14 protein-coding genes are annotated in these 14,177 nt (G+C 32.8%); 6 read left to right on the top strand and 8 right to left on the bottom strand.

Annotation, left to right across the window (positions count from 1 at the left end; genetic code table 11):
* Positions 1-8: 8 nt before the first annotated feature.
* A complete protein-coding gene (locus tag N5D46_RS07220; protein ID WP_114999497.1) occupies positions 9-671 on the top strand; it encodes an alpha/beta hydrolase in 663 nt (220 codons plus the stop codon).
* A gap of 39 nt (positions 672-710) precedes the next feature.
* Here N5D46_RS07220 and truB read toward each other — a convergent pair whose 3' ends face one another.
* The 4 genes from truB to N5D46_RS07240 are packed head-to-tail and all read right to left on the bottom strand — an operon-like array spanning position 711 to position 3,502.
* Positions 711-1,421: a tRNA pseudouridine(55) synthase TruB gene (truB, locus tag N5D46_RS07225; RefSeq protein ID WP_125349728.1), complete on the bottom strand. Its 711-nt coding sequence runs from the start codon at positions 1,419-1,421 to the stop codon at positions 711-713.
* 1 nt (position 1,422) lies between these two features.
* On the bottom strand, positions 1,423-2,307 hold the full coding sequence (locus tag N5D46_RS07230; protein WP_125349727.1) for an undecaprenyl-diphosphate phosphatase: 885 nt from the start codon (positions 2,305-2,307) through the stop codon (positions 1,423-1,425).
* The gene (locus N5D46_RS07235) at positions 2,307-2,609 is read right to left on the bottom strand and encodes a DUF3098 domain-containing protein (protein WP_052217597.1); all 303 of its coding nucleotides are present in this window, start codon (positions 2,607-2,609) and stop codon (positions 2,307-2,309) included. The genes N5D46_RS07230 and N5D46_RS07235 overlap by 1 nt, the downstream gene beginning before the upstream one ends.
* Positions 2,609-3,502, bottom strand: a complete 894-nt coding sequence (locus tag N5D46_RS07240) for a permease-like cell division protein FtsX (RefSeq protein ID WP_221855311.1) — start codon at positions 3,500-3,502, stop codon at positions 2,609-2,611. The genes N5D46_RS07235 and N5D46_RS07240 overlap by 1 nt, the downstream gene beginning before the upstream one ends.
* Before the next feature lie 106 nt (positions 3,503-3,608).
* Between N5D46_RS07240 and rsmA the strand changes: the two genes are divergently transcribed.
* From rsmA to N5D46_RS07255, 3 genes are read left to right on the top strand one after another with little or no spacing between them, the layout of a single operon-like run.
* Positions 3,609-4,376, top strand: coding sequence for a 16S rRNA (adenine(1518)-N(6)/adenine(1519)-N(6))-dimethyltransferase RsmA (gene rsmA / locus N5D46_RS07245; protein WP_038332430.1), 768 nt, complete (start codon positions 3,609-3,611; stop codon positions 4,374-4,376).
* Between the two features lie 3 nt (positions 4,377-4,379).
* Positions 4,380-5,735 carry a magnesium transporter gene (gene mgtE / locus N5D46_RS07250; protein WP_114999505.1) on the top strand — a complete coding sequence of 452 codons (1,356 nt, stop codon included), beginning with the start codon at positions 4,380-4,382 and terminating at the stop codon, positions 5,733-5,735.
* 11 nt (positions 5,736-5,746) lie between these two features.
* Positions 5,747-6,196, top strand: a complete 450-nt coding sequence (locus tag N5D46_RS07255) for a GyrI-like domain-containing protein (RefSeq protein ID WP_219034286.1) — start codon at positions 5,747-5,749, stop codon at positions 6,194-6,196.
* An 83-nt stretch (positions 6,197-6,279) separates the two neighbouring features.
* Here the strand turns inward: N5D46_RS07255 and N5D46_RS07260 are convergent, their stop codons facing one another.
* The 3 genes from N5D46_RS07260 to N5D46_RS07270 all read right to left on the bottom strand — a co-directional run bounded on the left by N5D46_RS07260 (position 6,280) and on the right by N5D46_RS07270 (position 8,042).
* Positions 6,280-6,573 (bottom strand): type II toxin-antitoxin system RelE/ParE family toxin, encoded by a 294-nt coding sequence (locus N5D46_RS07260; protein ID WP_280049584.1) that lies wholly within the window; start codon positions 6,571-6,573, stop codon positions 6,280-6,282.
* Positions 6,563-6,799, bottom strand: coding sequence for a DUF2281 domain-containing protein (locus N5D46_RS07265; protein ID WP_125349725.1), 237 nt, complete (start codon positions 6,797-6,799; stop codon positions 6,563-6,565). Before N5D46_RS07265 ends, N5D46_RS07260 begins: the two co-directional genes overlap by 11 nt.
* A gap of 91 nt (positions 6,800-6,890) precedes the next feature.
* Positions 6,891-8,042: a HAMP domain-containing sensor histidine kinase gene (locus N5D46_RS07270; RefSeq protein WP_280049586.1), complete on the bottom strand. Its 1,152-nt coding sequence runs from the start codon at positions 8,040-8,042 to the stop codon at positions 6,891-6,893.
* Positions 8,043-8,199: 157 nt separating this feature from the next.
* Here N5D46_RS07270 and N5D46_RS07275 point away from each other — a divergent pair, with 157 nt between their 5' ends.
* Both N5D46_RS07275 and odhB read left to right on the top strand, forming a co-directional pair.
* The gene (locus tag N5D46_RS07275; protein WP_280049587.1) at positions 8,200-10,989 is read left to right on the top strand and encodes a 2-oxoglutarate dehydrogenase E1 component; all 2,790 of its coding nucleotides are present in this window, start codon (positions 8,200-8,202) and stop codon (positions 10,987-10,989) included.
* Positions 10,990-11,007: 18 nt separating this feature from the next.
* Complete coding sequence (gene odhB / locus N5D46_RS07280) at positions 11,008-12,240, top strand: 2-oxoglutarate dehydrogenase complex dihydrolipoyllysine-residue succinyltransferase (RefSeq protein ID WP_185096030.1); 1,233 nt, start codon at positions 11,008-11,010, stop codon at positions 12,238-12,240.
* A 75-nt stretch (positions 12,241-12,315) separates the two neighbouring features.
* Here the strand turns inward: odhB and N5D46_RS07285 are convergent.
* Positions 12,316-14,177, bottom strand: a 1,862-nt coding sequence (locus N5D46_RS07285; protein ID WP_280049590.1) for an outer membrane beta-barrel family protein, incomplete at its 5' end; no start/stop codon positions are given.

The raw sequence follows: 14,177 nt of genomic DNA on the forward strand, positions 1-14,177 counted from the left end.
ATTAAGGTATGAAAATTTATCAAGTAAGTGGATTAGGCGCAAACGCAAATGCTTTTCGAAATCTACGCTTGGAACAAGATTTTGAGCAAGTTTATATTCCTTGGTTAGATCCAGAGAAAGATGAAACTTTGGCTCATTATACCGAAAGATTATTAGATAAAATAAATCCCACAGAAGATTTTCTTTTGATGGGATTATCTTTTGGTGGAATAATTGTGCAGGAAATGAATCGTTTTATTAATCCAAAACATACATTTCTGATTTCGACAGTGAAGAATAGGGCAGAGCTTCCGAAGTTATTTCGATTCTCGGCTTCTATTAATGCACATAAAATAATTCCGATGAGTTTCTTAACTTCGGATCGGACATTTTCGTACATGATGATGCGAAAATTATATTATACTGATCGAGAAAAAGATAATATTGACGATATTTTTGAGTTTCGAAACAAAGAATATTTAAGTTGGTCGATTCATAAGATTGTAAACTGGGAACATTCTACAGCTTATCATGAAGAAAATATTACACATATTCATGGTACAAAAGATATTGTTTTTCCGATTGAATATATCAAAGATGCAATACAAATAGAAGGCGGAACACATATTATGGTGATGCAAAAGCCAAAATTAGTGAGCGATGAAATAAATAAAGTATTAATCACTTTATAACTAAAAAAAGCTTGAACATTTGTTCAAGCTTTTCTGATTTTATACTTCTTCTGTTGTATTTTCTTCTTCAAAATAGCTTTTTTCTAAAGCGAAATTTTCAGCATTGATGACATCAAATTCGCCAATTTTTGTACGACGAAGTGCTGTTAAATATCCACCAGAATTGACTGCTTTTCCAAAATCAAAAGCCAAAGAACGAATGTAGGTTCCTTTGCTACAATTCACTTCAAAATCGACAAAAGGTAAATCTATTTTTGTAATTTTAAAATCGTGAATCGTTATTTTACGTGCTTTACGTTCTATTTCTTGACCTTCGCGAGCTAATTCATATAAACGTTTTCCATCTACTTTTACCGCTGAATGCATTGGCGGAAATTGTTCAATTTCTCCAACAAATTGTTTTGTTGCTTCGCGAATAATTTCTTCTGTGATATGATTTGTCGGAAAAGTTTCATTTTCTTCCGATTCTAAATCATAGGTAGGCGTTGTAACACCTAATTTAATTGTACCAGTATAAGTCTTTTCTTGCGCCTGAAATTCATCAATGCGTTTTGTCCATTTCCCTGTACAAACCAATAAAAGTCCAGTAGCTTTAGGATCTAAAGTCCCAGCGTGTCCAACTTTTATTTTCTTTAAATTATATGCTTTTCTGATGTTCCAACGAATCTTGTTCACAACATCAAAAGATGTCCAATCAAGTGGTTTATCAATCAAAAAAACGTGACCTTCTTGTATTTTTTCTACATTCATCTTATTTGTGCTGAATCATTGTAGTTTCTACTGAAGCGGCATTGTCTTTTTCTGCTTGTGTTGGAGAATTATATGAGAAATAAATCAATAAAATAATTCCGATGATTATTCTGTACCACCCCCAAAATTTGAAACCATATTTTGTTAAAACTGCGATAAATGTTTTCACTGCGATTAATGCTACAATAAATGCTACAACATTTCCAATTAAGAATAATATAATATGGTTTTGATCTTGTAAAATCATTTCATAACCTTTCATTGGTGTTGCAGTATCTTCTCCCCAAGTTTTAACAAAAATAGAATAAACTGTAACCGCTAACATTGTCGGAACCGCTAAAAAGAATGAAAATTCTGCAGCTGCTTTACGCGATAAACCTTGTGTCATACCACCAATAATAGAAGCGGCAGAACGAGAAGTTCCAGGCATCATCGCCAAACATTGCCAAAAACCAATGATAATTGCTTGTTTTAATGTGATGTCTTTTTCATCATTAATTTTAGGATTTTTGAACCATTTATCTACAAATAATAAAATGATTCCTCCGAAAACTAACATTCCAGAAATAGCAACTTGATTTCCTAAAACAGCCTCGATTTTATCATCGAATAGTTTTCCTAAAATAAGTGCAGGAACAACCGCACAAGCTAATTTGATATAAAAATTGAAATTGAAATTTTTGAAGTCAAAGAATTTTTTCCAATATAAAACTACGATTGATAAAATTGCTCCAAATTGTATCGAAACTTGAAACATTTTTAAGAATTCGCTTTCTGGCATTCCCATCAAAGCTGCTGTGAATCCCATGTGTGCTGTAGAAGAAATTGGTAAATATTCGGTAAGACCTTCTATTATAGCAATTATAATTGCTTGTAAAGTATTCATTATTTTTCTTTATTCGGATTGATTAAAATGGCATAAATCTCGACGATGAAACCAACGACAACTAAAAATGGCGCTAATCTAATTCTACGAAAAGAATAGATTTCGTCGTTCCAATAATTTGCATCCCACGTTCCATCTGGTCTTGTGTTGGCATCGTGTCCTGTCATTAATAAAAATCCAAGACCAATTAGTGCAACACCAATTGCCATGAAAATGTAATTTCTTTTTCCGAATAAAAAAGTAAAACCAGCATCATTTGTAGATGCTGATTTTTTTGTTGTATCGATAGAATTTGATTTCATTAATAAAGTTGATCAGTTTTTAATCTTAAATAACGCCAAGCAGCAAACAATGTACTGAAAACGGCAATAACAACTCCAATTCCAATTAAGATAATAATAAGTGGAGTGAAGCTTGGATTCCAAAGTACTAAGCCAACTTTTGTTGCTAAAATGTACCATAAGAAACCTAATCCTACAGCTGCAATAAATGCTGCTAAGAAACCTAAAACTGCGGCTTCTATCAAGAAAGGTTTTACAATAAAACGTCTACGCGCACCAACTAATTGCATCGTTTTGATGCTGAAACGTTTTGCGTAAATTTTCAGACGGATAGAGTTGTTGATTAATACAACAACGATTACTAAGAAAATAACAGCAAAAATCATAATCCAGAAAGTAATTTTGTTGATGCTGTGATAAATCGTTACCATCGCTTCTTTGTCACTTTTTACTTCGTCTACAATAGGATTTTTAGCCAATACCTTATTAATAGAATCAATTTGTTCAACAGATTGTATTAATGCAGGGTTCAATGTGATTTGAACTGATGCAGGGAAAATACTTTCTTCGAAGAAATCACTACCATCCGTACCCAAATCTTTTTTCGCAATTTTAGCTGCATCCTCTTTGCTGATATACTGTGTAGCTTCAACAAAAGGATATTTCACTTTCAACGAATCGATATAAGATTTCTGTAAATCAAGCTCCTTATCTTTTAATTTTGGATCTTCGACATCTTTAAAATATGCCTCGATTTTTAACTCTCTTTTTAGATGTTCTGCGTAACTTTGTGCATTAATGACAATTAAGCCGAAAATACCTAATAGAAATAAAACAAGCGAAATACTAATCACAACAGTGATGTTAGAAGATCGCAGTCTTTTTTTCTCAAATTTATCGTTCGTTTTTGACATTTGGGTTAATTTTGGGGCTAAGATAAAAAAAACTTATTTCGCAAGAAAGATATTCCGTATATATTCTACGGTAAGTTGGTTAAAGAAAACTTAAAATTTAGAATTTTTGAAAGTAAAAGCTAAAAAACATTTAGGTCAGCATTTTTTGAATGATGAAAATATTGCACGAGACATCGCCGAAGGGTTAACTTGGGAAGGTTATGATCGTGTCTTAGAAATTGGTCCAGGAATGGGCGTGTTGACAAAATATATTTTACAAGCAAAGAAAAATATAGAGGTTGTGGAGATTGATACAGAATCAGTCGAATATTTAAAAGAATATTATCAACCATTTTACCCAGGATTTAAAATTCATTCCGAAGATTTCTTGAAAATGGACTTTTCATCAAAGTTTGATGAACAAATTGCTATTTTAGGAAATTTTCCGTATAATATATCTTCGCAAATTATTTTTAAAGCTTTAGAAGAGCGTTACACTGTTCCCGAAGTTTGTGGAATGTTTCAGAAAGAAGTTGCCGAACGTATTGCATCAAAAAAAGGTACAAAAGATTATGGTATACTTTCTGTATTAGCGCAAGCTTATTATCATTGCGAGTATTTGTTCACAGTTCCAGAGCACGTTTTTACACCACCACCAAAAGTGAAATCGGGCGTTATTATTATGAAACGCTACCGAACAGAAATAGAAGGAGTCGAACAAAAACGATTTTTTCAAGTGGTAAAAGCTGGTTTTGGACAAAGAAGAAAAACGCTTCGTAATTCGTTGAAGGCTTTGGGTATTCCTGAAGATTTAAACGATCACGAGTTTTTGAACATGCGCGCAGAGCAATTATCTGTCGAAGATTTTATTGAGTTAACGAAAAGAATGAAATAGATTATGGAGGTAAAAATTACAAAAGATTTTATTGAAGATTTAAACGAAAGTATTAATCAGCAAAATGCAAAAGCAGTTAAGGAGATGTTGCAAGATTTGCACCCCGCCGATATTGCTGAATTGTTTGATGAGCTTTCGACCAAAGAACAATCTTTTGTAATTGATTTACTCGATAATGAAATTTCTGCTGATATCCTTCTTGAATTAGAAGAAGATGATCGACGCAAATTCCTGAAAACGCTTACTGCAAAAGAAATTGCCGAAGATGTCATCAATGAGATGGATACCGATGATGCAGTTGACGTTATCAATGAACTTTCTGATGAAAAGAAAGATGAGGTAATTGCACAATTAGAAGATCAAGAACACGCCCGCGAAATTGTAGATCTTTTACGCTACGACGAAGATACAGCTGGAGGTTTGATGGGAAAAGAGTTGATAAAAGTCAACAAAGACTGGTCGGTAATCACAGCAGTAAAACAAATGCGAAAACAAGCTGAGGATTTAGAAGAGGTTTTCTCAATTTATGTGGTTGATGAAGATGAAAAATTACTTGGAACATTGAGTTTGAAGCGTTTGTTGACGACTTCTGCGAATACAAAAGTGGCGGATGTTTACAATGAAAAGATTCAATATGTAAAGACCTATACAAAAGATATGGAGGTTGCGAAAGTAATCGAAAAATATGATTTGTACGAAGTGCCTGTAGTAGACGAATTAATGCGTTTGGTTGGTGTAATTACGGTGGATGATGTGATTGATGTGATTCGTGAAGAAGCTGAAGAAAATTATCAATTAGCAGCCGGGATTACTCAAAATGTCGATTCTGATGATAATATCTTAAAATTAACTCGCGCTCGTTTGCCCTGGCTTTTATTGGCTTTGGTAGGTAGTTTTGTAGCTGTTAATGTGTCGCAAAGTTTTAGTGATGCGATGAATTTGTATCCGCAATTATTCTTTTTTACGCCGCTGGTTGCTGCCATGGCAGGAAATGTTGGTGTGCAATCTTCTGCTATTATTGTGCAAGGTTTGGCGAATAGTAATATTTCGGGTTCTATTTGGAAAAGATTAGGAAAAGAAATGTTATTGGCTTTATTAAATAGTACATTATTAGCTTTTGTGCTTTTATTGGCGACACATTTCTTAATGAGTACGAGTTACGAAATTTCCTCAACCATTGTATTAGCTTTAGTTATTGTGATGATTTTAGCAAGTTTGATTGGGACATTTATTCCAATTATGTTGCATAAATATGGTGTTGATCCTGCGATTGCAACAGGTCCATTTATCACAACAAGTAATGATATTTTTGGTTTGTTGATTTACTTTTCGATTGCGAAAATGATTTTAGGATTTTAAAAACCTTAAAAATGAATAAGTTGAAAATTATAGGAATAACGACTCAAACGTCTAATAATGATAGTCAAGCGATTGATGATTTAGGAAAATTGTGGCATCAATTTTTCGATGAGAATATAATTGCTAAAATTCCAAATGCAATTAGTTCTAATATTTATTCTGTTTACACAGATTACGAAAGTGATTTTACAGGAAAGTATATGACAATTATTGGTTTAGAAGTTTCTTCATTAGATGAAATTCCAGAAGGTATGGTTGGTCGTGAATTTGAGCCACAAACATTCAAAAAATATATTGCCAAAGGAGAATTGCACGAAGCAGTTGGGAAAACTTGGACAGAAATTTGGAATGATGATGCAAATCTAAATCGCACGTATAAATATGATTACGAATTGTACACCGAAAAAGCTCAAAATCCTGCTGATGCAGAAATTGAGATTTATATTGGTGTGAAAGAATAGTAATTAGTACTGAGATACTAGAATTTAGATATTAGAAAATGATATTTAAAAAATGAGTTGAAGTTTTACTTTCAGCTCATTTTTTATTTTGGATATTTTGTAGGATTTCTATGTGTATTAAAAACTGCATAAATAAATACAGTTTTTTCTTCTTCATTAGTTTCAAATAAAACCAAATAAGGAAAAGATTTAAAAGGTTTTGCACGCAAATTTCTATAGTTCACTTGATAAAAAGGATTTATTTCCAAAGCTTCCAAAACTTTTGTCAATTCAGCTAAATATGATTTTGCAGCAGATGTAGAAAAGTTTGAATAATAAGAAATAGCTTGTTCAATATCTTGGGCAGCTTCGGAAGAAATTCTAATCTTATAAATCATATTTTCCGTGCAATTCTTTCAATACATCTTTTGCATTCAAAAAATTTTCTTTTGGCTCGTTAAGTCGATTATCCAAAATTTCCTTTTGTTCTTCCGTTAACTCAAATTCAGTTTCTTGATTATGTTTATAAGTTAAAAAATCAATATAACGCTCAACTTCTTCCAAAAGTGATTCAGGAAGTTGTTTCAATTTAGAATTCACATGTTCAATAGTCGTTGCATTCATAATTATTCATTTTACAAAACAGTTGTCGTTATAACAAAGTTACAAAAAGTATACCTCATTATATAATCAAGATTTTGTGTAATATTTCTGATTATTTTTTCAATAAAATCTTAAACTCAGTTCCGATTTCTTTGGATGATTTGGCAACAAATATTTTTCCTTTGTGATAATCTTCGATAATTCGTTTGGCCAATGATAATCCCAATCCCCAACCGCGTTTTTTGGTTGTAAAGCCGGGTTGAAAAATCTTTTTCTGCAATTTGGTCGGAATTCCAGATCCTGTATCGGTAATAGAAATTTCGACAAATTTACCTTTCGTTTTTATATCGATATCCAAAACGCCTTTATTTTGCATGGCATCAGCCGCATTTTTCATCAAATTTTCGATAACCCAACTATATAAAGAAGAATTAAGATTGATGTTAAATTCATCGACATCGGTAGCAAAATTTACTTCAATTCCTTTCGAAATGCGTTGCGAAATATAATCGACTGTTTGTTTGGAAGTTGAAATAATATCAGTTTGTTTGAGTTCAGAAGTTGAACCAATTTTCGAGAAACGTTCGGCAATATGTTTCAACCGATCCACATCTTTTTCAATTTCTATGACTGAAGTTTGATCGATTTCTTCCAATTTCAATAATTCGACCCAACCCATCAACGAAGAAAGTGGTGTACCAATTTGATGTGCCGTTTCTTTTGCCATTCCAGCCCATAAATAACTTTTTTCGGTGTCACGAACTGTTTTGAAATACCAGTACGAAAATCCAAAAAACAGTAAAATCAATAAAATAATGATGAGTGGATAATATTGTAATTGATTGAGAAGTTTTGAATTTTTGAAATAAACATAATTTTTAGTTCCGATTAATTCAACATCAATTGTTTGTTCCGACGATTTCATTTTGTTGACATATTTTTTTAATTGAACCGAATCTTTTACGATGGATTCATCAATATTTTTGGTGTCTACAATAATGCCTTTTTCGTCTACAAGTGCAACAGGGATCGATTTGTTGTCTTCAATTAATTTGAATAGAAAATCTTGCGTTTTCGGATCTAAAAATTCGGATGAGCTTATCAACTCTAACGATCGCGCATAATTCTCTACACGTTTGTGTTCTTCACGTTTTAGCTCTTGTACAATTTTATTACTCGACCATATTGTAATAGCGAAAATCACAAATATTATAAAGAAGCCAATCCAACGTTTGTTTATTTTTTTTGTTAGAAAATTTCTCATCTAAATGTAAAATCTTTCTTAAATTTATATCAAATGTAATGATTATTTGATTATAATATATTTTTATGGCGAGATAAGATAAATATGATGAAAGTAATTTTTTTTAAAGCCTTAAATAGTTTATTTTTGTAGCTAAATCTCATAGAGAGTAAAATTTATGGATCGTTTTTCGTTTTTAAATGCCGCTCATTTAGAGTTTATAGGCGACTTATATGATCAATACGTCCAATATCCGGATAGTATTGAACCAAGTTGGAAAGCTTTTTTCCAAGGGTATGACTTTGCGAATGCAACATATGATGGAGAGCCATTATTTGCACCAGCAACACAAACAGCTCCTAACAAAGCTAGTCAAACAACGCAAGCAGTAGTTAATCCTGCAGTAGTATCTCAAGTTCCAGACAACGTACAGAAAGAATTTAAAGTAATCAATTTGATTGATGCTTACCGTTCTCGTGGACATTTGTTTACTAAGACTAACCCAGTTAGAGCGCGTAGAACTTTTGAACCTACTTTAGACATCAAAAACTTTGGTTTATCTGATGCTGATTTAGATTTGACATTCAACGCTGGTGAAATTTTAGGTATCGGTGGACCAATCACTTTACGTGAAATCATTGGACACTTAGAAAACATGTACTGCGAATCTATCGGAATCGAGTATATGTATGTAAGAGAACCTCAAAGAATTAATTGGATTCAGAATTGGTTAAACCAAAACTTGAATCAACCAAAATTATCTAAGGAGGAGAAAGAACGTGTTTTAGAAAAGTTGAATGAAGCAACTGCTTTTGAAAACTTTATGCACACGAAATATGTTGGACAAAAACGTTTCTCGGTAGAAGGAAATGAATCTTTGATTCCTGCTTTGGATACATTGATTAATCGTTCTGCAGATCACGGCGTACAAGAGGTTATCGTAGGGATGGCTCACCGTGGACGTTTGAATGTTTTGGCTAACATTTTTGGAAAATCATATTCTCAAATCTTTTCAGAATTCGAAGGAAAAGCTTTTGATACGGATTTAATGGCTGGTGATGTTAAATATCACATGGGATCATCAAATCAAATCAAAGCATTGAATGGAAAAGATATCCGAATCAATTTAGCACCAAACCCATCTCACTTAGAGACTGTAGATGCAGTTGTAGAGGGGATTACACGTGCAAAAGTTGAGGAAGATTACAAAGATGATTATTCTAAAATTATTCCAATCTTAATTCATGGTGATGCTGCTGTAGCTGGACAAGGAATCGTTTACGAGGTTGTTCAAATGGCAGGATTAGACGGATACAAAACAGGTGGAACAGTACACGTTGTGGTAAATAACCAAATTGGGTTTACAACAAACTATTTAGATGCGCGTACATCTACATATTGTACAGATGTTGCAAAAGTAACATTGTCTCCTGTAATGCATGTAAATTCTGATGATGTAGAAGCGGTAGTTCACGCTTTCCGTTTTGCAGCAGATTATCGTGCAGAATTCGGTTCTGATGTATTCATCGATTTATTAGGATACCGTAAATATGGACATAACGAAGGTGATGAACCAAAATTCACTCAACCTAAATTATATAACTTAATCGCTAAACACCCAAATCCTCGTGAAATTTACAAGGATAAATTATTAAAAGAAGGTGTAATTGGTGAAGAAATCGTTAAACAAAAAGAAGCGGAATTTAAAGCTTTATTAGAAACGAATTTTGAAGCTTCTAAAGAAATTGAGCGTAATCACATTTTCCCTTTCATGCCAGAAGAGTGGGAAGGATTTGAAATAGCTGATGATGCAAAAGTTTTTGAACAAGCAAATACTTCTTACGACGAAGTAAAATTAAAAGAAATTGCAAAAGCTGTTTCTACAGTTCCAGAAGGTAAAAAATTAATCAAAAAAGTTTCTCGTTTAATTGAAGGACGTGGAAAAATGATTGAGGAAGATAAAATTGACTGGGGATTAGGAGAAGCTTTAGCTTTCGGTTCTATCTTAACAGACGGACGTAACGTGCGTGTTTCTGGGGAAGATGTAGAACGTGGAACTTTCTCTCACCGTCATGCGGTTGTAAAAACTGAAGACACAGAAGAAGAAATTATCTTATTAAACCATATCAATAATGAACAAGGTCAATTAAGAATCTATAATTCATTATTATCTGAGTATGCAGTTTTAGGTTTTGATTATGGATATGCAATGGCAAATCCTAAAGCGTTAACTATTTGGGAAGCTCAATTTGGAGATTTCGTGAATGGAGCGCAAATCGTAATCGACCAATATATTTCTGCAGCAGAAGATAAATGGAAATTACAAAATGGTTTAGTAATGTTATTGCCTCATGGATATGAAGGGCAAGGAGCAGAGCACTCTTCAGCACGTTTAGAGCGTTTCTTACAAATGTGTGCTGGTAACAATATGTTTGTTGCAAATATCACAACTCCAGCTAACTTCTTCCACGCATTAAGAAGACAGGTTGTAACAGATTACCGCAAACCATTGGTTGTAATGTCACCAAAATCATTATTACGTCATCCATCAGCAGTATCATCATTAGCAGATTTCGCAAATGGAGGTTTCCAAGAAATCATCGAAGATGTAACAGTAGATGCGAAAAAAGTGAAAAAAGTAGTTTTCTGTTCAGGAAAAATCTACTACGATTTAGACAAAAAACGCCAAGAATTAGGTGATAAAGAAACTGCAATTATTCGTTTAGAGCAATTATATCCTTTAAATGAAGAAAAAGTAGATGCTATCATCTCTAAATTTGGTAATGCTAAATTGGTTTGGGCACAAGAAGAACTAGAAAATATGGGAGCTTGGATGTATATCTTACGTAAGTTAAGAAAATATCCATTCGACGTAGTTTCTCCAGCAGAAAGTGCTGCAACAGCACCAGGTTCAAGTAAACGTTGGGCTGCAATTTACGAAGAGGTAATTAATAAAGTATTCAATTAAAAAATAAAGCTAATAGATATGTTAGAAATGAAAGTCCCATCACCAGGGGAATCAATCACAGAAGTAGAGATCGCTACGTGGTTAGTAAAAGACGGTGATTACGTAGAAAAAGACCAAGCAATTGCTGAGGTTGACTCAGATAAAGCAACATTAGAATTACCAGCAGAAGAAAGTGGAATTATCACTTTGAAAGCGGAAGAAGGTGATGTTGTAGAAGTAGGACAAGTTGTTTGTCTTATTGATACATCAGCTGCTAAACCAGAAGGAGGAAGCGCTCCAGCTGCAGAAGCACCAAAAGCTGAGGTTAAAGAAGAAGTAAAAGCTGCTCCAGCTCCAGTTGCTACGCCAGCACCTGCTGCTCCAGCTGCAACTTACGCTACGGGAACTCCATCTCCAGCGGCTAAAAAAGTTTTAGACGAAAAAGGTATCGATGCTTCTCAAGTAAAAGGTTCAGGACGTGACGGACGTATCACTCAAGATGATGCAGCTCGTTTTACACCAGCAATGGGAACTTCTACTCAAGGAACTCGTGCTCAATCAGAGAAAAAATTATCATCATTACGTCGTAAAATTGCACAACGTTTAGTTTCTGTTAAAAATGAAACTGCAATGTTAACTACATTCAACGAAGTTGATATGTCTGCAATTTTTGCTTTACGTAACCAATATAAAGACGAATTCAAAGCTAAACACGGTGTTGGTTTAGGATTCATGTCTTTCTTTACAAAAGCAGTTACACGCGCATTAGAGTTATACCCAGACGTAAACTCTATGATTGACGGTGACTACCAAGTAAAATTTGACTTTGCTGACGTTTCTGTTGCAGTATCAGGACCAAAAGGTTTAATGGTGCCAGTTGTACGTAATGCAGAAAACTTAACTTTCCGTGGTGTTGAGCAATCTATCAAAGATTTAGCAATCAAAGTACGTGACGGAAAAATTTCTGTTGATGAAATGACAGGAGGTACATTTACAATCACTAATGGTGGTGTATTTGGATCTATGATGTCTACACCAATCATCAACCCACCTCAATCAGGTATCTTAGGAATGCACAATATCGTTGAGCGTCCAGTTGTTAAAAACGGACAAATTGTTATCGCTCCAATGATGTATGTTGCTTTATCTTATGACCACCGTATCATCGACGGACGCGAATCTGTAGGATTCTTAGTTGCTGTTAAAGAAGCGGTAGAAGATCCATTAAACGTATTAATGGGAGGTGACGCTAAAAGAGCTTTAGAATTGTAATACATAAAAACATTCTAACAATCCATAAATTGAAAGCCATTCGAAAGAATGGCTTTTTTGGTTTATAAGTTGAGATTACCTAATTCTCCCTTCCTCTTCATTTACTTTATTCTCTTTCGAGATGGTTTTATTCAATCGGCCAAAATTATATTTAACACTAACTGATAGTTCTTGATAATCGACTAAAAATAGATTTTTAGAACTTATTTTATCATAATTCAGTGTTTCGCTAAATTTCATTTGTTTGAATAAATCATTGAAACGAATAGAAAAATCAAAGTTTTTGTATGATTTTGTCAATCCAAGATTAACGATAACTTGAGAATTTCGATCATAAATTCCTTCAGTTCGTTTGCTTAACCAATATCCATCAACCATAAAGTTGAAATCTTTTCCCAATTTGAAATTGTGATTAGAGTATAAATAGATATACGGAATCGATTTTTTTAACACAGCTTTTTCATCAATTATTTTACTATGAATCATAGCTAAACTAATTTGTGTTGACCAAAATTTATATTCGAATGGAACATCCAAAGCAACAGAAATGTTTTTTTCTTTTTCGAAATTAATCGTTGTAAATGTTGAAATATTTCTCACATCATTATAAATTAATGTATAATTCATCGGATTTTTACTTTGATAATACGTCACATTCATGTTCCATTTTTTTAATGAATAATTCGCTGAAAATGTGTCGGTGTAAGTAGGTAAAATATTAAAATTTCCACTGTATTCGATATAAGGACTTCCGTACAAATTCCCAGAAGAAAGATTGCTGTAATTCGGTCTATCAATTGTACGTTTATAGTAAATTGTTAACGCATTTTTATTATCAAAAGTGTAATTAATTTCTGCATTCGGAAACCAATCGATGTATTTTTTATCAATATCCGAAAGTTGTTTTATTTCATCAAAACCTTTAGAATTAGTCGTTTCTGTTCTTAATCCAGCTTTATAATTCCATTTTTCATAATTTTTAGTGTATTGCAAATAGGCGGAAAGATTCAGTTCTTTGAAATTATAAAGAAATTCTTCTGATGATTGTTGAGGAAAAAATGTTTCATTATTCGTCTCAGATTTTGCATGCGTAAAACGTCCTCCAAATTCAATTTTTTGATCAGATTCAAACTTTTTCTCTACATCAAATTTTCCTGCAAAAACCTTAAGACGATATTTTTGATAGCGCGATTGATTGTATTTGATATTATTCTCATTAATCTTATTGTAAAAATAATATATTGTTCCTGTGTTATAAATCGTGTATTGTAAACCTGTTAAAATACTTGCATCGATTGACGTAATATTTTTATTGTAATTCACCAAAGTATTCACAAAATTTCGATGATTTTCATTATCATTTAACGTTAAAATAGATTGATTTTCATTGTTTTCGGTATATTCTGTTTTGGTATCAAGCAAACCTTTATCTTTTCTAAAATTTGAATTAATAGCAAACGAAAAATAATCTCCAGATTCATTTAATTCCTGAAAAAAGCTTGTGTTTACAATAAAATGTGGACGTTTAGTTTGCGATTTTATGAAATAATTGGACTGAATATTTTTGTCTTTTATGCGATAATCGAATCCATTTCCTTCCCACGGATTTAGTTGATTATAAGATGCGTTCAGTTTAAATTCGCTTTTATTTTTACGAATTTGAAAAGTCGAATTGAAATAATTATTAAACTTTCTTTTGAAAGATAATGTTTCTTGCAAAGTCAATTTTAAACCTTCTTTTTTACTTTTCTTTAGATTAATTTTTACGATAGATTTTCCATTTGCTTCATATTTAGCAGAAGGGTTTTTGATAATTTCAATCGATTTTATGTCCTCAATTGCTAAACTCGAAATGGTAGAAAAATCAACTTGTTGATCGTCCAAATACAACAAAGGGTTTCCTTTTCCAATAATTGTCAATGTTTCTTGATCTGCGC

Source organism: Empedobacter sp. GD03865 (assembly GCF_029840775.1).
Taxonomy (GTDB): domain Bacteria; phylum Bacteroidota; class Bacteroidia; order Flavobacteriales; family Weeksellaceae; genus Empedobacter; species Empedobacter falsenii_B.